The sequence below is a fragment of the Halomonas sp. genome, from assembly GCF_041689495.1.
In the GTDB taxonomy this organism is placed as follows: domain Bacteria; phylum Pseudomonadota; class Gammaproteobacteria; order Pseudomonadales; family Halomonadaceae; genus Halomonas.
Genome location: NZ_JBDNGD010000381.1, coordinates 16160 through 35588, shown reverse-complemented (window position 1 = coordinate 35588; position 19429 = coordinate 16160). Strand labels below are relative to the sequence as shown.

Annotated in this window: 19 protein-coding genes; 11 read left to right on the top strand and 8 right to left on the bottom strand. The window is 62.7% G+C overall.

The window, feature by feature from the left end; genetic code table 11:
• Positions 1–163: 163 nt before the first annotated feature.
• Positions 164–1231, top strand: a complete 1068-nt coding sequence (gene rlmM, locus ACESMD_RS12070) for a 23S rRNA (cytidine(2498)-2'-O)-methyltransferase RlmM (protein WP_372613483.1) — start codon at positions 164–166, stop codon at positions 1229–1231.
• A gap of 11 nt (positions 1232–1242) precedes the next feature.
• Here the strand turns inward: rlmM and ACESMD_RS12065 are convergent, their stop codons facing one another.
• Positions 1243–1530: an antibiotic biosynthesis monooxygenase gene (locus ACESMD_RS12065; protein WP_372613481.1), complete on the bottom strand. Its 288-nt coding sequence runs from the start codon at positions 1528–1530 to the stop codon at positions 1243–1245.
• A gap of 83 nt (positions 1531–1613) precedes the next feature.
• On the opposite strand from ACESMD_RS12065, the gene tusA reads away from it, so the two are divergent.
• Positions 1614–1880, top strand: coding sequence for a sulfurtransferase TusA (tusA, locus tag ACESMD_RS12060; protein WP_372613479.1), 267 nt, complete (start codon positions 1614–1616; stop codon positions 1878–1880).
• A 63-nt stretch (positions 1881–1943) separates the two neighbouring features.
• Here tusA and ACESMD_RS12055 read toward each other — a convergent pair whose 3' ends face one another.
• From ACESMD_RS12055 to ACESMD_RS12045, 3 genes are all read right to left on the bottom strand, one after another.
• Positions 1944–2660 carry a hypothetical protein gene (locus tag ACESMD_RS12055; protein ID WP_372613477.1) on the bottom strand — a complete coding sequence of 239 codons (717 nt, stop codon included), beginning with the start codon at positions 2658–2660 and terminating at the stop codon, positions 1944–1946.
• A 118-nt stretch (positions 2661–2778) separates the two neighbouring features.
• A complete protein-coding gene (locus ACESMD_RS12050; RefSeq protein WP_372613475.1) occupies positions 2779–3831 on the bottom strand; it encodes a DUF3080 family protein in 1053 nt (350 codons plus the stop codon).
• On the bottom strand, positions 3803–5251 hold the full coding sequence (locus ACESMD_RS12045; RefSeq protein ID WP_372613473.1) for an MATE family efflux transporter: 1449 nt from the start codon (positions 5249–5251) through the stop codon (positions 3803–3805). The genes ACESMD_RS12050 and ACESMD_RS12045 overlap by 29 nt, the downstream gene beginning before the upstream one ends.
• Positions 5252–5400: 149 nt before the next feature.
• On the opposite strand from ACESMD_RS12045, the gene ACESMD_RS12040 reads away from it, so the two are divergent.
• Positions 5401–5967 (top strand): elongation factor P hydroxylase, encoded by a 567-nt coding sequence (locus ACESMD_RS12040; protein ID WP_372613471.1) that lies wholly within the window; start codon positions 5401–5403, stop codon positions 5965–5967.
• A gap of 32 nt (positions 5968–5999) precedes the next feature.
• Positions 6000–8162: a dehydrogenase E1 component subunit alpha/beta gene (locus ACESMD_RS12035; RefSeq protein ID WP_372613469.1), complete on the top strand. Its 2163-nt coding sequence runs from the start codon at positions 6000–6002 to the stop codon at positions 8160–8162.
• Positions 8163–8180: 18 nt separating this feature from the next.
• Here the strand turns inward: ACESMD_RS12035 and ACESMD_RS12030 are convergent, their stop codons facing one another.
• Together ACESMD_RS12030 and ACESMD_RS12025 are read right to left on the bottom strand one after the other, a co-directional pair.
• The gene (locus ACESMD_RS12030; protein WP_372613467.1) at positions 8181–8681 is read right to left on the bottom strand and encodes a hypothetical protein; all 501 of its coding nucleotides are present in this window, start codon (positions 8679–8681) and stop codon (positions 8181–8183) included.
• 30 nt (positions 8682–8711) lie between these two features.
• A complete protein-coding gene (locus tag ACESMD_RS12025) occupies positions 8712–9569 on the bottom strand; it encodes a TatD family hydrolase (protein ID WP_372613465.1) in 858 nt (285 codons plus the stop codon).
• A 114-nt stretch (positions 9570–9683) separates the two neighbouring features.
• Here ACESMD_RS12025 and ACESMD_RS12020 point away from each other — a divergent pair, with 114 nt between their 5' ends.
• On the top strand, positions 9684–11615 hold the full coding sequence (locus ACESMD_RS12020; protein WP_372613463.1) for an ATP-binding cassette domain-containing protein: 1932 nt from the start codon (positions 9684–9686) through the stop codon (positions 11613–11615).
• A gap of 33 nt (positions 11616–11648) precedes the next feature.
• Here ACESMD_RS12020 and ACESMD_RS12015 read toward each other — a convergent pair whose 3' ends face one another.
• Entirely contained in the window at positions 11649–12104 is a 456-nt protein-coding gene (locus ACESMD_RS12015) for a universal stress protein (protein ID WP_372613461.1), read from the bottom strand.
• 128 nt (positions 12105–12232) lie between these two features.
• Between ACESMD_RS12015 and ACESMD_RS12010 the strand changes: the two genes are divergently transcribed.
• The gene (locus tag ACESMD_RS12010) at positions 12233–12763 is read left to right on the top strand and encodes a preprotein translocase subunit YajC (RefSeq protein ID WP_372613459.1); all 531 of its coding nucleotides are present in this window, start codon (positions 12233–12235) and stop codon (positions 12761–12763) included.
• Positions 12764–12801: 38 nt separating this feature from the next.
• Here ACESMD_RS12010 and slyA read toward each other — a convergent pair whose 3' ends face one another.
• Complete coding sequence (gene slyA, locus ACESMD_RS12005) at positions 12802–13245, bottom strand: transcriptional regulator SlyA (RefSeq protein WP_372613457.1); 444 nt, start codon at positions 13243–13245, stop codon at positions 12802–12804.
• Between the two features lie 269 nt (positions 13246–13514).
• On the opposite strand from slyA, the gene fadB reads away from it, so the two are divergent.
• From fadB to ACESMD_RS11980, 5 genes are all read left to right on the top strand, one after another.
• Positions 13515–15698 (top strand): fatty acid oxidation complex subunit alpha FadB, encoded by a 2184-nt coding sequence (gene fadB / locus ACESMD_RS12000; protein ID WP_372613455.1) that lies wholly within the window; start codon positions 13515–13517, stop codon positions 15696–15698.
• A gap of 28 nt (positions 15699–15726) precedes the next feature.
• Entirely contained in the window at positions 15727–16905 is a 1179-nt protein-coding gene (gene fadA, locus ACESMD_RS11995) for an acetyl-CoA C-acyltransferase FadA (RefSeq protein WP_372613453.1), read from the top strand.
• A 112-nt stretch (positions 16906–17017) separates the two neighbouring features.
• Positions 17018–17494 (top strand): YbhB/YbcL family Raf kinase inhibitor-like protein, encoded by a 477-nt coding sequence (locus tag ACESMD_RS11990; protein ID WP_372613451.1) that lies wholly within the window; start codon positions 17018–17020, stop codon positions 17492–17494.
• On the top strand, positions 17491–17907 hold the full coding sequence (locus tag ACESMD_RS11985; RefSeq protein ID WP_372613449.1) for a thiol-disulfide oxidoreductase DCC family protein: 417 nt from the start codon (positions 17491–17493) through the stop codon (positions 17905–17907). Before ACESMD_RS11990 ends, ACESMD_RS11985 begins: the two co-directional genes overlap by 4 nt.
• Before the next feature lie 37 nt (positions 17908–17944).
• A complete protein-coding gene (locus ACESMD_RS11980; RefSeq protein WP_372613447.1) occupies positions 17945–19315 on the top strand; it encodes an NAD(P)H-dependent oxidoreductase in 1371 nt (456 codons plus the stop codon).
• Positions 19316–19429: the final 114 nt, after the last annotated feature.

Here is a 19429-nt window from a genome sequence, read left to right as displayed (position 1 = left end):
TGATCCATGCCGAACTCAGCAGTGAAACCGCTCAGCGCCGATGGTAGTGTGGGGCTTCCCCATGCGAGAGTAGGTCATCGTCAGGCACCTTATTCAGACACCCCCGAGTTCATGAGAGCTCGGGGGTGTCGTCGTCTGGGGCCTCATCAAGGAGAAAAGGGTGATGATCACCCCCACTGAACTCTTGTTCTACTGTCGTCCCGGTTTCGAACCGGACCTTGCCGCCGAGCTTGCCGACAAGGTGGCCGATCTCGGTCGGGAGGGGGAGAGCCGATTCGAGTTGGATACCGGATTTCTGCGTTTCGTGTTGGCCGACGGCGAGCCGGCGAACGTCTTGCATCGGGTCTTGCCCCTTGCCTCCCTGGTCTTCGCCCGGCAGAGCCTGGTGGCCTTGCCGACGCTGTCGCTCTCTCGCGAGGATCGCCTGTCGCCGATCGTCGATCAGGTCGTGGAAAGTGGCTGGAGCTTCGATTCGCTCTGGCAGGAAACGCCTGATACCAATGAGGCAAAGACACTGGCCGGCTTGATCAAGGCGTTGGATCGGCCCCTCGAGTCTCTGCTCAGGAAACGCAAGGCACTACGTCGGAAGGCGGGCAGGCGTCGATTGCACCTGCTGTGGAGTGCCGGGGACAGGGTGCAGATTGGCATGAGTTTTCCCGGTAACCGGAGTGATCTCTCCGGCGGCATTCGTCGTCTTCGTTTTCCTCATGGCGCCCCGAGCCGCTCGACTCTGAAGCTCGAGGAGGCATGGCATGAGTTCGTGCCGAAAGAGGCATGGGATAGCCGGCTAGCCGAGGGCATGCAAGCGGCTGACCTGGGTGCAGCACCGGGGGGATGGACCTGGCAACTGGTCAATCGGGGCATGAATGTCTATGCCGTCGACAATGGTCCCATGGACCGGAAGTTGATGGCGACGGGTCTGGTCGAGCACGTGAAGGAAGATGGTTTTGTCTGGGAACCCCCGATGTGTCTGGACTGGCTGGTCTGTGACATCGTCGACAAGCCATCTCGCGTCGAGTCCATGGTAGAACGCTGGTTTGTCAATCGTTGGTGTCGCGAGGCCATCTTCAACCTCAAGCTGCCGATGAAGCGTCGCTGGCCGGAGGTGTCACTTTGCCTGGGAAGGCTGGCGGAGGCCTTGCAGGAAGGTGGGATCGAAGGGAAAATCCAGTGTCGTCAGCTTTATCATGACCGTGAAGAAGTCACCGTCCATGTCAGAGTCAAGGAGTAGGGGCGTGCGGGTCACCGGGTCGGTTCATAGATACGGATGCTTTCATCCTCGGTCAACAGTGGTAGCAGCTTTTGCATGACCCGACTGCGCTGCTCGCTGGTGTACCATTCCTTCCAGGCACGCATGTCGCGCCACTTTGTGATCATCAGGCGCCGGTCCCCATGACCCATCTCGACGAGGCTCTCGCCACCGATGAAGCCACGGGCCGTCAAGGACTCTCGCATGGCTTCTCGGGCAGCGGCTTCGTATTCCTCCTCGAGACCGGGCATGATGCGGCGCTCGATAATGATCTTGATCATCCAGTGACTCCTGTTCTTTGCTGTCAGTCGGTGGGTACAAGCCGACTGTTTATCTATTCCTGTTATCGACGATGAGGTCTTCGATGATTGATTATACCGACGTCGACTCGCGGGCCGGTCTGCCGGATCATGCCGTCGAACTCGATACCACCGGGTTGTATTGTCCCGAGCCGATCATGCTCATGCACAACAAGGTGCGTGACATGCGCTCAGGCGAGGTGCTCAAGGTGATTGCCACCGATCCGGCAACGACCCGTGATGTGCCCAAGTTCTGTAGTTTTCTGGGTCATAAACTCATCCAGCAGATCGAGGATGGGGAATATTTCGTATATTTCGTTCGGCTGGGATAACGGTTCTTGACCCGCCCGGTGTAACGCATCGGGCGGGTCAAGTCGGGTGAGTGTGCCGTTCGCCTACTCGGTTGATCCACCATCGTCGTCATCGGCCATCACCATCAGTGCCAACGCCTCGAGGGTGGCCGGGTCCTCATGGCGGATCCGGTTGGCGATCTGGCGCTGGAAGAAGTAGACCACCCGGTGCCGGCTATGCCCAGGATACAGGCAAGGATCACTGGGCAGGATGGGTGTGGATTCCACGCGAGATTCGTCGGCGAGCAGTGCCTCGACCTTGCCATCATTGTACAGTCGCCAGCCGAACACCTGCTTGAGCTGCCAGGGAGCGCTCCCTTTGTCCATGCACAGGGCATGGGTGCCCTGGGATTCCGGGAGTTGTTGGATCAGGGTAGTCTCGTCGGTGTCTTCGTAGTCGAAATAGGCCGCTGCATGCTCGAGCTCCATCACCTTGTGCTCGGGGGCGACCTCGAAGAGTTCCTCTGTCTCGGGATCACGATAGCCGACGAAGCTGCCATGTTCCGCATCATCCAGACAATGGCAGGCGGTCAATGCTTCCATCCAGGGAACCAGACCGACCACCTCACCATCCTCGCGCAGGCCCCAAGCCAGCAGGGGCATGCCGTAGAGGGTGTCGGCGCTGGAAGAGAGCCGGTAGACCATTTCCAGTCCATCCAGTTCGGGGGACAGACGAATCAGACGACGCCTGGCGAGTTGACGCTGGCGCATGGCTTCCAGATCGATGATCTGGGCCGGACGAGGTGACAGCGGGATACCCATGACGTCCCTCCACATGCTTCATGATCACGGCATCGGCCTGGTGGCCGGGCATTAGCGCTTGGCGTCACTGTTTCACAACCAATAGCACAGACTCACCCTCAAGGTTAAGTCCCCGAGATCAACGACACTCTGAGACCATAGTCTCTCGCAAGATGTCATGGCGTTTCCTCGCGGAGGAGAAGGCAGAGAAGACGGCATCGGGTGACTGCGAGGAAAGCCAGCGTCGACGGTAGTCTGCCACTTCAGTCGTTCCTTCAACCTGTGCCTCGAGTAGGCCGTCGACGGCCTCCAGCCAGCCTCGCGCGGTCGTCTCCAGTTGTGCCAGCCAGGCATCGAGGTCTTCTGCCTCCCTGGCCTCATAAAGGGCTTTCAGGGGTGAGGACAACCGACGGCAGGGGTCGGCTTCCATCAGGGCATGTTCCAGAAGCGCTGATGCTTCCGACAGACGTTGCTCGGCCAGCAGCAGGGTCCGCAACAGCTCTGCCGCATAGGGGCGGGTCTGCAGCGTCTGCAGATGGCCTTCCAGGGTCGATGAATCGGGCTGCCAGTCCGGGTCGAACTGATGCAGGGTGACGTCGCGGAGATACGCCAGAGCCGCCAACTGGCCCTCCTTGGGCTCGATCTCATCCCGGGGTAATGGCGAGCTGGCTCGCGAGAAGCTGCCGACCCACTCGCTGGAATCGAAAAGCGCATTCCAGCTGACCCTCGGCAATTGCTCGGTCTTCATCTCGACCAGCGTGGCCAGACGCTGCCGATTGGCCTCGGAGAGTTCCTGTGGGACCTCGCTGCGCCAACAGGCATCGAGCCGATGCCAGAGCTTCAATTCGTACAGCCAGCGTTGACTGGCTCTGGCGACTCGGCCCAGCTGATTGTTGCGTTGTGCCACCAGTCGGCTGATCCGGCAGTCGCGCAGGGCATAGACGTTGAGCAGTCCTTCCCGAGTCTCGGGAATCGCCAGCAGGCGTTCATCGGGGGCCGGGAAGGCATCAATATTATCAGGCGTCCGAGGTGTCGGAGCCTCGAGGTCCAGGGACTCGGCAAGGTGTCGCTGGTAGTCGACGAGCAGCGCATCGAGCTCACCGCCGTTGCCACAGCCGGCGAGTACCGCCACGCTGAGAGCTGCCGTGAATCGCCACTTGCCGTTACGGCGTCGGGAGTGTCCGTTGAGCATCCATCACCGCCTTGCCGATTCGTCGCAGTCGTAAGCCCAGCAACAGGGCCGCTGCAGAAAGCCCCGCGATCAAGCCGATCCAGTAGCCGTGTACACCCAGGGGGTCGATGATACCCGATAGCCCGCGGACACCCAGCCAGTGGCCGCCTCCCAGACCCACGAACCAGTAGGCGACAAGAGTGATCAGCATGACGACACGGGTATCCTTGTAGCTGCGCAGGGCGCCGGCCATGTTGACCTGCAGCGAATCCGATAGCTGAAAGATCATAGCCAGTATGACCAGAGACCTTGTCAGGCGTTGCACCGCTGCATCATGGGTGTAGAGGGCGATGACCGGTTCCGCTGTCAGCCACAGCAGGAGGCTGTTGAGGGCCGCAATGGCCAGACTGATGAGAATGCCGTTCCAGGCGACCAGGCGAGCGAAGTCGGGCCGACCCTGCCCCAGGGTGTTGCCGACCCTCACGGTCAGCGCCATGCTCAAGGAGAGCGGCAGCATGAAGAGGATGGAGGTGTAATTCAGGGCTATCTGGTGGGCGGCCACCGTTACCTCGCCAAGACTGGCGACGAACAGCGCGATCAGGGTGAAGAGTGTCACCTCGACGAAGATCGCCACGCCGATGGGTATGCCCACATGCAGCAATTCGCCGATGATTCGCCAGTTCGGTGGCGCGGGGCTGTGCCAGAGTTCCACCTCGCCATAGGCCGGGCTGCGGCGAGTGTAGAGGATCATGGCCAGGGCCATGACCCACATCGAGAGGGCCGTGGCGATGCCACACCCGAATGCACCCAGTGCGGGCAGCGATTGTATCCAGTCGGGGAGCCAGTCGCCGAGGAGTCCCGTCAGGCCATCACCCCCATAGATCAGGACGAAATTGCTGGGGATGTTAACGCACAGCCCGACCAGGCTGATCCATAATGAGGGTCGCGTATGGTTCATGCCGTCCGAGAAGGCCCTCAGGGCCTGGAAAAGGGCGACCCCGGGCATGCCGAAGGCGACGGCGGCCAGGTAGGCCGCGGCGCGCATGGCAACCTCGTCGGGTACCGACATCAGACGGAAGACCGGCATGACGGTGAAATACAGCAAGCCGGCGGCAAGCAGGCCCAGCACCAGGGACACCCACAGGGCCTGGTGGACGTTGGGGCGAATGTGCCCGAGGCGTCCGCCCCCCAGGAGTTGGGCGACGATGGGTGTGAGGCCCATGAGGGTGCCGGTCATGAAAAGCATCAAGGGCAGCCACAGGCCGGAGCCCACAGAGACGGCCGCCAGATCGGTGGCGCTCAGGCGGCCGGTCATCATCACGTCCACGACACTCATGCCCGCCTGGGCGAGTTGCGCGCCGCAGATCGGCAGGGCCAGGCGCAGCAGAGGACGCGTCTCCTTGCGATTGGCAGCCAGAAGATCGGCGGCAAACTGAGCCAAGGGCAAGTCTCCATGCAGCTGGATCGAACGGGGGCGTGTCTGCCCATAAAGCCAGCAGTCTATCAGCGACAGCCGTGCTTCGCCTCGCCCGTCGCTCGCCCTATAATGTTCCCAACGTCCGTTTCGATTCGATCATCAAGGGAGGATTCGTGTCCCATCGCCTCGAGGATGTCATCGCGCTTTTCGACGGTCTTTTCGACGATACCTACCACACCCGGCTGGTGCGCGGCGACGCTGACCCTCTTTACCTGCCGGCCGACGACGCCTGCCCCTGGCATCGGGTAATCTTCGCCCACGGCTTCTATGCCAGTGCCTTGCACGAGATCAGCCACTGGTGCATCGCGGGTGCCCGCCGTCGTGGACTCGAGGATTATGGCTATTGGTACCTGCCCGACGGTCGTGATCCTGCCCAGCAGGATGATTTCGAGGCCGTGGAAGTGACGCCGCAGGCCCTGGAGTCACTGTTTTCCTGTGCATGCGGTCTCGATTTTCATGTCAGCGTCGACAATCTGGGTGGCGAGGGAGAGGTCGATCGTGATGCCTTCCGTGCTCGGGTCGAGGCACGAGCCTCGCGCTTCGAGGAGGTGGGGTTACCCAGGCGGGCCGCGGCCTTTCGCGCGACTCTGAAGGCCTTCTACCGGGATCGACGCGATCTGGACCAGTCGCTGGCCGCCGGACGGACTGAGTTGAGAGCCTCCCGCCTTGCCATGGGGTAGGATGGGCTTACCTGCCCTGGCTGGAGCCCGTCATGTCGGTCGACCCCCTTCCCCAGGAAGTGCGTTTCCTCGCCGCCCTGCAAGGGGATGAATGGCCGGCATCGGACACATTCTGGTCCCTCTCTGAGGTCGGTCTCGAGCCTCATGGGCTGATCGAGCTCTTCGAGTCACAGCTGATGAGCCGCCATCTGGACCTCCAGGCCCGGCGTCTGCAGGCGCGTGGCGAGGGCTTCTACACCATCGGCAGTGCCGGCCATGAGGGCAATGCCGCCATCGCCCTGGCCCTGCGCTCGACCGATCCCGCCTTTCTCCACTACCGTGATGCCGCCTTCATGATCCAGCGCAGCCGTGCGGCAGGAGACCAGACGCCACTCTGGGACCTGCTGCTGAGCCTCGTGGCATCGAGTGAGGACCCGATCTCCGGTGGCCGCCACAAGGTCCTGGGTTCGGTTTCCCTGAACATCCCGCCGCAGACCAGCACCATCGCCTCTCACCTCCCGAAGGCGGTTGGCGCGGCCCACGGCCTCTCCCTTCGACGTCGCCTGGGAAGCGCTGGACGCTGGCCGGAAGACAGCGTGGTGATCTGCAGCTTCGGTGATGCGTCCTTCAACCACTCCACCGCCCAGGGGGCGATCAACGCTGCGGGCTGGGCGGCTTTCCAGGGCCTGCCCATGCCTCTGGTGATGGTCTGCGAGGACAACGGTATCGGTGTCTCGATGCCCACCCCGCAAGGCTGGATCGAGGCCAGCATGCGCTCGCGCCCCGGGTTTCATTACCTCGCCTGCGATGGCCTGGATCTGCTGGATACCTGGCGTGTGGCGCGTCAAGCGGAGGTGATGGCGCGCCGTCGGCGTCAGCCAGTCTTCCTGCACATGCGTTGTGTGAGGCTCTTCGGCCATGCCGGCTCGGACGCCCAGCAGGCCTATCTGTCGGCAGAACGTATCGAGGCTGACGAGGCTCGCGATCCACTGCTGATCAGCGCCGGCCTGCTGCGTCGCCATGATGTGCTGACTGTCGAGGAGATCGCCGGACGTTACCGGACAATCGGCGAGGAAGTGGCCGAACTGGCCGAAAGAGCGATCCGTCGGCCGAAACTCGAGACCGCCGAGCAGGTCATGGCCAGCCTCCTGCCTCCCCACAGGAGAGGACAGGCAAGGCCTTGGCAGGGTGAGATCGACACCACGCCGACGCCCATGGCCAAGCTCATCAATCGGGCGTTGCAACGTCTGATGGAGCGCTATCCCCATCTGGTGATGGCCGGAGAGGACATCGGCCGCAAGGGGGGTGTCTATGGCGTCACCCAGCGCTTGCAGGCCCTGTTCGGTTCTCATCGGGTCATCGACACTCTGCTCGACGAGCAGACCATCCTGGGGCTCGGCATCGGCCTGGCCCAGAACGGCCTGGTGCCGATCCTCGAGATCCAGTTCCTGGCCTACCTGCACAACGCCGAGGATCAGTTAAGGGGCGAGGCGGCGACCCTGAGTTTCTTCTCCAATGCGCAGTACGCCAACCCCATGGTGGTGCGCATTGCCGGATTGGGTTACCAGAAGGGGTTTGGTGGTCACTTCCACAACGACAATGCCATCGCCGTGCTGCGCGACATCCCCGGGCTGCTGGTGGCGTGTCCCTCCAATGGTGCCGACGCCGTCGGACTGCTGCAGGAAGCAGTTCGCCTGGCCGATGAAGAGCAGCGCCTGGTGGTCTTCCTTGAGCCGATAGCGCTCTATCACACGAGGGACCTCTTGGCGGAAGGAGACCGGCAGTGGTGTTTCGCCGACCCGGGGGTGGAGTACCGCCTGGCGGTGGGTGAGGTCGGCCAGTGGGGAGAGGGAAAGGATCTGGCGATCGTCAGCTATGGCAACGGGGCCTATCTCTCCCGCCAGGCCGCCGTCAGGTTGGAGGCCGAGGGCATCGCCCTGCGCCTCGTCGACCTGCGCTGGCTGACTGCCATCGATCACGATGCCCTTCTGGCAAGAGTCGCCGATTGCCGGCAGATACTGGTGGTGGACGAGTGCCGCCGCACTGGGTCGGTGAGCGAGGAAGTCATCACCGCCATGGTCGAGCGCGGGCTGCAGAGTCATCGGCTGCATCGGTTGACTGCCCAGGACAGCTTCATTGCCCTGGGCCGTGCCGCCACCTTGACCCTGCCCTCGGTGGCGGGAATTCTCGAGAGGGCCAGACGCCTGGTGGGCTAATCCCGGGACCCCGGGAAACTAGCCTTCGTCGGTGCCGTTGAGGCGTTGATGAAGGTGCAGCATCACCTCGACCTCGTGTTCGGGTCGCAACGGCTCCAGGCCCAGTATTCCGAACAATTCTCCCCTTGCCCGTGCCCAGTCTCCGGGGGCCAGGGACGCATAGAGGGATTCCGCAGGCGCCAGCTCGACGAAGGGATCCAGTCCATAGGTGTCGAACAGGCGTGACAGCGCCGATTCGTCATCGCTGATTCCCGCCGTGAATAGCGTCTCGTTGAAGTGGTCGGTCTCCAGCTCACGGATCACGTCCAGGGGACTGACGCCCAGGCTCGAGAGCTCTTCCAGGCTGTACCCGCCCAGAGAGATCAATTCCTCGGTCAGCCAGTCGTCATCGGGCTGGATCAGGGTTTGCTTGATGCGCCCATCGCTCAGTGACCAGGCGATGGCCAGCGGCAGGCCGCCATCATCACCGGTTTCCACGGCGATGAAGCCGGGTATTTCGCTTGTCTCAGTGCCGCTCATGGTGATTTTCCTCGCCTCCAGGGCTCGAGTTCATGTCGTTGGCTCCAGATGGAAGAAGCGTCTGGCGGTATCCGTGGTGGCCTGGGCCAGTTCGACTTCCGCGATGCCTCGCCAATGGGCGATCTCTTTCACGATCCAGGGCAGTAGTGCGGGCTCGTGTCGTCTGTCCTTGAGTTTGGCAGGTAAATTGCGCGGCAGCAGGTAGGGGCAGTCGGTTTCCACCATCAGATGCGCCAGCGGTATCTCCTTGACCAGGTCACGCAGGTGATGGCCACGCCGCTCGTCGCACAGCCAACCGGTCAGGCCGATATGCAGGTCGAGGTCCAGGTAGCCAAAGAGGGTATCGCGATCGGCGGTGAAACAGTGCACCACGGCATCGCCGATGTCGTCGCGGCAGGCATGCAGCATCTCACGCATGCGCTGGCCGGCATCCCGCTCGTGGAGGAACAGCGGCTTGCCGCTCTCCGCCGCGAGGGCGAGCTGGGCCTCGAAGGCGCGTTCCTGGTCGGCGGGCGTCGAAAAGTTGCGGTTGAAGTCGAGACCGCATTCACCCACCGCGACCACTTCCGGCTGTCGATGCAGGTCACGCATCGCCTGTTCCAGGACGCCATCCCAGTGGCTGGCATCATGGGGATGTACCCCGGCTGTGGCGAAAAGCCCGGGGTGGCGGCGTGCCAATGCCACGGCCTCCTCGGCGTGCTGGCGATCCGTTCCGGTGAGGATCAGGGTAGTGATATTGGCGGCCCTGGCGCGGGCGAGCACCGTATCGAAATCCCCGGCGAAGCTCGCGTGAGTCAGGTTGGCCCCGATATCCACCAGGGGGGCGGGCGAACGGAAGCGAAGCGCCTCGGGCAGAACGTCGTCGAAGCGTTGATCGTGGTCGGCCAAGGTCGAGCTCCTCAGGGAATCGGCATGCATTGTACCCGCGTCCGCGCTACCGGGGCCACGACGAGCCGGCCATGCGTTACACTAGGCGCCTTCGCGATCAAGAGAGGTATCTGCGTGACCCTGTTACGTCTGGAACAGCTGCATCTGGCCTATGGCACCCAGGTATTGCTCAATGGTGCCGACCTGGTTCTTGAAAAGGGTGAACGCCTGGCTCTGGTGGGACGCAATGGTACCGGCAAGTCGACCCTGCTCAAGTTGGTGGCCGGGGAGATCCAGGCCGACGGTGGCAGCATCTGGCGAGCGCCCGGGCTTAAGATAGGTCTGCTCGCTCAGGATCTGCCCGATGCCACGGGCCAGACTATCTTCGACATGGTGGCCAAGGGGCTGCCCGAGGCTGGTGAATTGCTCTCGGACTACCACCACCTCATCAACGAGGCAGAGCCGGACATGCGCCGCATGTCCGATTTGCAGACACGCATCGAGGCCATCGACGGCTGGTCCTTTCACCAGCGCATCGATGTCGTGCTCACTCGCCTGGGGTTGCCGGCGGATGCCGAGATGTCTGGCCTATCCGGTGGCTGGCGCCGACGCGTGGCTCTGGCACGCGCCCTGGTCGCCGAGCCCGACCTGCTGCTCCTGGACGAACCCACCAACCATCTGGACCTCGACACCATCGCCTGGCTGGAGGAGCAGTTGCTGGCCTTCAACGGCGCGGTACTGTTCATCACCCACGACCGCACCTTCCTGTCGCGGCTGGCCACATCGATCCTCGAACTCGATCGTGGACGCCTGGGGCGCTATCCCGGCGACTATGCGAAATACCAGGAGCAGAAGAGCCATGAGCTCGACGTCGAGTCGCGCGAGAATGCGCTATTCGACAAGAAGCTGGCCCAGGAAGAAACCTGGATCCGCCAGGGTATCAAGGCCCGCCGGACCCGCAACGAGGGCCGCGTCCGTGCCCTGGAGCAGATGCGCCGTGAGCGCAGCGAACGTCGTGAACGCCAGGGTCGAGCCAACCTCTCGGTGGATAGCGGGGAACGCAGTGGCAAGCGGGTGGTGGAACTGGCCGGGGTGACACACCGCTTCGGTGACGAGGTGGTGATCCGGAATCTGAATCTGGAGATCCAGCGTGGTGATCGTATCGGCTTCGTCGGACGCAACGGCGCGGGCAAGACCACCCTGCTCAAGATCCTGCTCGGCGAGATCGAGCCCAGCGAAGGAACGGTGAGACTCGGCACCAACGTCAAGGTCGCCTACTTTGACCAGTTGCGCGCCGGTCTCGAGCTCGAAAAGACGGTTTACGACAACGTGGCCCAGGGCAGTGACAGGGTCAGTGTGGGCGGACGTGACCGTCATGTCATGAGCTACCTGCAGGACTTCCTTTTCACCCCTGAGCGGGCTCGCCAACCGGTCAAGACACTGTCAGGCGGAGAATCCAACCGCCTGCTGCTGGCGCGACTCTTCACTCAGCCGGCCAATGTGCTGGTGCTCGACGAGCCGACCAATGATCTCGACGTCGAGACCCTGGAACTGCTCGAGGAGTTGTTGCTCGACTTCGATGGCACCCTCTTGCTGGTCTCCCACGACCGCGCCTTCATGGACAATGTGGTGACCAGCGTACTGGCCTTCGAGGGCGAGGGGCGCGTGCGGGAGTATGTGGGAGGCTACAGCGACTGGGTCCGCCAGGGCGGCCGGCTTCCGCCGGCCCCTTGGGAAGGCGCGGCCCGTCAGCAAGTCGAGCCGACAGCCGAGGTAAGCCGGACCGGAGACGCCCAGGGGGGAGGATCCAGGCCGTCGCCGGCCAGCAAGGCCGTCAAGCTCTCCTACAAATTGCAGCGAGAACTCGATGGGTTGCCGGAAGAGATCGAGCGACTCGAAACCGAGATTGCGGCCTTCGAGCAGGCGATGGGGGATCCCGCCTTCTATCAGCAGGACGCCAAGCGGGTGGCGGCGACCATCGAGGCATTGAACGAGCGACAGGCCGAACTAGAAGCCGCCATGGAGCGTTGGATGGCGCTCGAGGCGATGGCCTCAGGCGACACCTGAGCACCGAGCGGCTGGCCGCTCGGGCGCGCTGGCTTACTCCTCGGTTTTCTCGCCCTTCTTGCCGACGCGTACGGCCAGCACATCGCACTGGGCACCGTGCAAGACACCGGTAGAGGTGGAACCCAGCAGCAGGGCGAAGCCGTGCCGGCCATGGGACCCCACAGCGATCAGATCGACACCCTGTTCCTCGGCGAAGCGGTGGATCTCGGTATCGGGCATGCCCACCAGGACATGCTGGTTTTCCATGGCGACGAGGGGGTCGGCGATCTCGGCCAGGCGCTGCTTGGCGTGTTCGTCGAGCTGGTCCTGGATGCTGGTGAGATCCATGGGAATGTCGCCGCCGTAGGCAAAGCCGAGTGGCTCCAGGGTGTGCATGATCGACAGCTTGGCATTGTTGCGTTCGGCGATTTGCGCGGCCCGCTCCAGTACTCGGTGGGAGTCCTTGGTCAGGTCGACGGCGACCAGGACGTGACGATATTCATGGCTCATGGTTCGAGTTCTCCGTTACGGCATTTATCGGTGATGGCGATGCCTTCACTCTAGGACGCTTGACGAACCAAGACAACGACTTGCATCAAGGCATCGAGAAATATGCCTCGAATCCCAGGGAGAGAAGCATGGAGTGGCTGATCATCGTCTTCGTATTGATGCTGGTGGTATCGCCGGTGATGTGGATTCGGCCGAGTCCGAAACAGCAACGGGTGGCCGCCTTGCGCCGCGATGCCATGAAGACCGGCCTCTCGGTGAAGCTGGAAAAACCCCCGCTGCACGGTGAGCAGACCGCCATGCCGGTTTATCGTTGGCATTACCCCCAGCAGCGGCCTGGGCCCGATTTCGTGCTGGTGCGCGATACCCACGCCGCCGAGACGCTCAAGCCTCTGGCTCATGGGTGGCGCTGGCGTCAGGAACCCCTCCGCCCGCTTCCCCTTGACGTCGAGGAACGGCTCAAGCGGTTGTTATCGCGCCTGCCCCTGGATGCCCTGGTGATCGAGTCGAATCGCCACGCCCTGAGTCTCTGGTGGTGGGAATCACAGGATTTCGCCCGTTTCTCCACCTATCTCGATGACATCGAGGCGTTGCGGGATGGGCTTGCGGGGCGTCCCGATGACCCCGGCCTCGGGGCCGATTTCCAGGCTGGCCGCAAGTGACTGCTCCTTCCGGCAGCAGACACGAAGGAAGCCTCGACTCAGTCGCTGGATTCACGTGCCTGAATGGCCAGACCGTTTTCCTCGATTCGCGATAGCAGCTTGGCGAGCTGCGCCACGTCCTCATCGCCGATCCCGGCGAGCATCTCGCCCCTGGCCTGGGTGACCACGGCGTCTATCTTTTCGAGCAGGGGAGAGGCCGCTTCCGTGAGGAAGACACGCTTGGTGCGACGGTCCTGGTCACAGGATTGGCGCTCGATCAGTCCTTGATCGGCAAGCTGGTCCAGGGTACGCACCAGGGAGGGCGCTTCGACGCCGATGGCGCGGGCCAGGTCACACTGAGGCTGGCCGTCACCGAGTCGCCACAGGGTGTAGAGGGTGATCCAGCGCGTCTGCGTCAGGCCCAGGGGGGCCAGGCGGTGGTCGATGACGGCACGCCATAGGCGTGGGGCCCGGGATAGCTGTAGACCGATGTTCTGATGCATGACGCTCTGCAGTCGATTGGCGTCTCCGAATTGTCCGTAGACCCAGGGTTTAATGCAAGCCTGCTCACGATTGACGCCGAGCCGTGTGAACTCATGGCGATCTGGCTGGCCTGATCATAAAGAAGAGGCGATGCTAACCGTCTGTTGGCAGGTGTTGTCAGTCGTCGGGTAGCGACGCTGTGAGCGGGCTCGAGGGCTTGACGTCCCGGTTGGGCTGCACCAGTCTGACCAATATTTAAACGCCCGTATGAAATCGTGGAGATTCGCGGATGATCTATCAAGGCAATGCCATCAAGGTGGAAGACGTTATCGTGGATGGCGGCGAGGGTATCGCCCGACTGACCTTCGATCTGGCGGGCGAGTCGATCAACAAGTTGTCGAGTGCGGTGGTTGGTGAGCTGGACGCCGCCGTCAAGGCGATCCAGTCCGAAAAAGGCCTGAAGGGTCTGGTGATCGGGAGTGCCAAGGACGTCTTTATCGTCGGGGCCGATATTACCGAGTTCCATGGCCTTTTCGAGAAGGGTGGCCAGCACATCGAGGAAATGCTCGAGCGAACCCATGGCATCTTCAATGCCATCGAGGATCTGCCCTTTCCCACTTGCACCGCCATCAATGGTCTCGCCCTGGGAGGCGGTTTCGAACTGGCGCTGGCCACCGACTTCAGAGTAATGGCCGAGTCGGCGCGGGTTGGCCTGCCGGAGACCAGGCTGGGCCTCCTGCCGGGATGGGGAGGATGCGTCCGTTTGCCGCGACTCATCGGCGCCGACAACGCCATCGAGTGGATCGCCGGTGGAACCGAGAATTCGGCGGATACCGCTCTGGAAATGAATGCCGTGGATGCCGTGGTACCGGCGGTGAAACTCGAAGCGGCCGCCCTGGATCTCCTGTCCCGCGCCATTCGCGGTGAACTGGATTATCGGACCCGACGTGCCGAGAAATCGAGTCCCCTCAGACTCAATCCCATCGAGCAGATGATGGCCTTCGAGACCGCCAAGGGCTATGTGGCCGGCAAGGCCGGGCCGCATTATCCGGCACCGGTGGAGGTCATCAAGGTCATTCAGAAGGGTAGTGGCGAGGCGCGTGGCCGTGCCCAGGCCATCGAGACCACGGCCTTCGCCAGGCTGGCGATGACCGAAACCTGCTATCACCTGGTGGGCCTGTTCCTCAATGATCAGGTGGTCAAGAAGAAGGCCGGCAATCACGCAAAGCAGGCGCGTCCCGTGAGCCAAGCCGCCGTGCTGGGGGCCGGTATCATGGGCGGCGGCATCGCCTACCAGAGTGCGTCCAAGGGCACGCCGATCCTCATGAAGGATATCAAGGCCGAGGCCATCGAACTCGGCCTGAAGGAGGCGCGCAAGCTGTTCGCCAAGCAGGTCGAGCGTGGCAAGCTCTCCAGCGAGGGGATGGCCGAGAAGCTCACCAAGATCCGCCCGACGCTCTCCTACGAGGATTTCGGCAATGTGGACCTGGTGGTCGAGGCGGTGGTCGAGAATCTCGGGATCAAGCAGAACGCGCTCAGTGAGGTGGAAGGCCAGGTGGGCGAGGACACCATCCTCACCTCCAACACCTCGACCATCTCCATTACCCGCCTGGCCGAGAGCCTGAAGCGCCCGGAGAACTTCTGCGGGATGCACTTCTTCAATCCGGTTCATCGCATGCCCCTGGTGGAGGTCATTCGCGGAGGAACATCCGGTGACACCGCCGTGGCGACCACCGTTGCCTACGCTCGCGTTATGGGCAAGACACCCATCGTGGTCAAGGATTGCCCGGGTTTTCTGGTCAACCGTGTGCTCTTCCCCTATCTCGATGGCTTCAGCCGGCTGGTGGCTCAGGGCGCGGACTTCCGGCATGTCGACAAGGTCATGGAGGCCTTCGGTTGGCCCATGGGTCCGGCTTACCTTCTCGATGTGGTGGGCATGGACACGGCGGTCCACGCCGGCGAGGTTATGGCCGAGGCTTACCCCGACCGCATGGGCGGTGTCGGCGGCAACAAGGGGGTGATCCAGGTCATGGTCGATAACGACCGCCTTGGCCAGAAGAACACCAGGGGTTTCTATGCCTACGAGGAAGACAGGAAGGGTAAGCCCGTCAAGGTCATCGACGAGGCTGCCATCGATTTGGTCAAGGGCGTGGTGACTTCGCACAAGACATACTCCGACGAGTCCATCATCTCCCGTATGATGGTGCCGTTGTGCCTGGAGGCCGTGCGCTGCCTGGAGGACGGTATCGTCGAGACCCCGGCAGAAGCCGACATGGCACTGGTCTATGGTATCGGCTTTCCGCCCTTCCGCGGCGGTGCCCTGCGCTATATCGATACCATGGGCCTGGCGGCCTTCGTCGACCTGGCCGAGGGGCTCGCCGATGAGCTCGGTCCGCTCTATGCCCCCACCGAAAACCTGCGGCGGATGGCCGAGGCAAATGAGTCTTTCTACTCTGCGGTCGACCGGCATTGACCTCCATCAAGAAGAGGAGTCGCGAGTCATGAACTTGAATCCCAGAGATGTCGTGGTGGTCGATGGTGTACGCACTGCCATGGCCAAGGCGAAGCACGGCGCCTTTCGCCACGTGCGTGCCGAGACCCTTTCCGCTGCGGTGATGCAGGCGCTGCTCGAGCGCAATCCGGGACTCAACCCGGCCGAGATCGATGATGTGATCTGGGGCTGTGCCAACCAGACCCTGGAGCAGGGCATGAATATCGCCCGCAATGCGGCGATCCTGACCGGCATCCCGCGTAGTGTCCCGGCCCAGACCATCAATCGCCTGTGCGGGTCCTCGATGAGTGCGCTGCATATCGCCACGGCCAACATCAAGGCCGGCATGGGAGACGTCTATCTGATCGGCGGCGTGGAGCACATGGAACATCTGCCCATGACCCATGGCGTGGATGTTAACCCGGCCGCCAGCAAGCATGTCGCCAAGGCGGCCATGATGATGGGGCTCACCGCCGAGTTGCTGGGCAGGATGCATGGCATCTCCCGCCAGGATCAGGACGCCTTCGGCGTGCGTTCCCACCAGCGTGCCCAGGCCGCCAAGGAAAAGGGCGGCTTCGACAACGAGATCATCGGTGTCGAGGGCCATGACGCTCGAGGGTTTCGGGTGATGGTCTCTGACGACGAGGTGATTCGTGCCGATGCCAGCCTGGCGGCGATGGCCGACCTCAAGCCGGTATTCGACCCGCGTCACGGCACCATCACGGCGGGGACCTCCTCGGCACTTTGCGCAGGGGCGGCGGGGCTCGCGGTGATGAGCCACGAGCGTGCCCAGGCACTGGGGCTCGAGCCCATTGCCCGGGTGGTCTCCACCGGAGTGGCCGGTTGCGATGCCTCGATCATGGGCTATGGTCCGGTGCCGGCCTCGAGGAAGGCCCTCAAGACGGCGGGATTGACCCCTGATGACATCCAGACCGTCGAACTCAACGAGGCCTTTGCCGCCCAGAGCCTGCCGGTCCTCAAGGACCTGGGCTTCCTCGAGGCCATGGACGACAAGGTCAACCTGCATGGTGGCGCCATTGCCTTGGGCCACCCCCTTGGCTGCTCGGGAGCACGCATCTGCACCAGCCTGCTCAATGTCATGCAGCAGAGGAACACCACCCTGGGTCTGGCCACCATGTGCATCGGCATGGGCCAGGGGGTGGCGACCGTCTTCGAACGCCTCAACTAGCTCCCGTTCATCAGCGGAAATCGGCGGATACTCTGTGATTGACAGTTCGTGGCCTTTCTCCGAGGCTAAGTCTTCGATGCCCCCAACCGACATGAACAGGAGCTAGACCAAGATGGCCTTTGCACTATCGACGATGACTCTGGAAAGTTCGGCCTTCGGGCCACAGGGCGCGATTCCCACCAAGTACAGTGCGGAAGGGGATAACGTCTCGCCCGCCCTCTCCTGGCGGGATGCGCCAGAGGGCACACAGGGCTTCGCGGTGGTATGCCATGACCCGGATGCTCCCCTGGTGCAGAACGGTCGCTACGGCTTCGTCCATTGGGTGCTCTACAACCTGCCGGGCGATATCACTAATCTGGAAGAAGGCACCTCGGCCGGAACCGTGGGCAACAATGACTACGGCAAGACCGGGTATGGCGGTCCCATGCCGCCGGAAGGCCACGGGATTCACCAGTACTATTTCTGGGTGCTGGCACTGGACAAGGCCACCGAGCTGCCTGAGGGACTCTCCCTGGGCGAGCTCTTGACCAAGGTCGAACCCCACCTGCTCGGCATGAACCGTCTGGTGGGGACTTACCAGCGCGATTGAAACGAAGCACTTCTGTCCACGGGAAGGAGGGCACCATAGCCCAATTATCGACTCTCAAGGTCTACTATGATGCCGCCTGTCCTGGCTGCCGCCGGGACCGTTTGCGCTACGAACGCTGGGCGGGACAGACCGCTGCTGGCGTGAAGTGGCTGGACGTGAACGCCCATGAGACCCATTTGAGGGAGAAGAGTATCGATCCCCGAGCGGCATTGCTTTCCCTGCACGTGGAAGACGAACAAGGTCATATCCGGGATGGCCTGGATGCTTATATCCTGCTCATGCGTCGGGTGCCACGCCTCAAGCCGATGGCGGGCGTGATCGGATTGCCCGGGATCAAGACTCTGCTGAGCTGGTGCTATGGGCACTGGGTGAAGCGTCGACTTGCCCGGGAAGGGCGTTTGCCCACTGACTAAGCGTTGACTTTCATAAGGAAAAATAGGGAGTTGGCTGATGAGCCTCTATAGCAAGCTGTTACGCTGCGAGTCCGAGGGTAAACCGATCCGCGTGGGCCTGATCGGTTCCGGCAAGTTCGGTTCCATGTTTCTGGCCCAGGTACGCAACACACCCGGCATGCACTTGATGGGCATCGCCGATCTGTCCCTTGATCGCGCCAGGGCGGCACTGGTCAATACGGGGTGGGATGCCGAGGCGGTGGTGACCCGGTCGTTCGATGACGCCTTGAGGAGCCGCAGGACCTGCCTTACCGAGGATGCCGAGGCACTGATCCGGGCGGATGGCCTGGATGTGGTGATCGATTCTACCGGTAGCCCGGCGGCGGGCATCCGGCATGCCCTGCTGGCGGCCGAGCATGGCCGTCACATGATCATGGTGAACGTCGAAGCCGATGTACTGGCCGGCGCCTACCTGGTCGAGGCGTTCAACCGGGCGGGCCTGGTCTATTCCATGGCCTATGGCGACCAGCCGGCGCTGGTCTGCGAGATGATCGACTGGGCCCGTACCTGTGGACTGCGCGTGGTGGCCGCCGGCAAGGGAACCAAGTACCTGCCCGGCTATTCCGCCTCGACGCCTGATACCGTCTGGGACCACTATGGCCTGACCGCCGAGGAGGCGGCCAAGGGGGGGATGAATCCACAGATGTTCAATTCCTTCCTGGATGGAACCAAGTCGTCCATCGAGATGGCGGCGATCTCCAATGCTGCCGGGCTGCTCGCCCCCAGCCAGGGCCTTCAGTTTCCGCCCGTAGGGGTGCAGGATCTCGCCGATATCCTCAAACCATCGGCGCATGGCGGCGTCCTCGAGCAGTCCGGTATGGTCGAGGTGATCTCCAGCGAGGAACGGGATGGCCGCCATGTTGTCGGCGACCTGCGCTGGGGAGTCTATGTCACCTTCGAGGCAGCTGAGGATACCGGTGTGAGTGCCGACTATATCCGGCGCTGTTTCCGCGAATACCAGGTCTCCACCGACCGTTCAGGGCGCTACGGGGCCCTTTATCGGCCCTCCCACCTGATTGGCCTGGAACTGGGCGTCTCGGTGGCGAATGCCGCCTTGCGCGGTGAGCCTACTGGCACCCCGACGGGCTTTGTCTCCGATGTCGTGGCCGTCACCAAGAAGGCGCTGACCCCAGGCGACATACTCGACGGGGAGGGCGGCTATACCGTCTGGGGACGCCTTGCTCGTGCCGAGGACTCCCTGGCCATGGGAGGTCTGCCGATCGGCCTGGCCCATGGCGTCAAGATCACTAGGCCCCTACCCGCTGGGCAGATGGTGACCTGGGATGACGTGGAACCCATGGAAGGCCAGGCCGTCCGCGTGCGTCGAGAGATGGAAACCATGGCAAGAACCAAGGCCACGGCCCTCTGATCCGGTCCTGCCCGGAAAGGGTCGAATGGCTCTATTCATGCAAGCCACCCTTAACACCGACTCTCCCGGCCATGGCTTTGCCGTCAGGGGTAGAGCGTCAGATTATGGACGAGC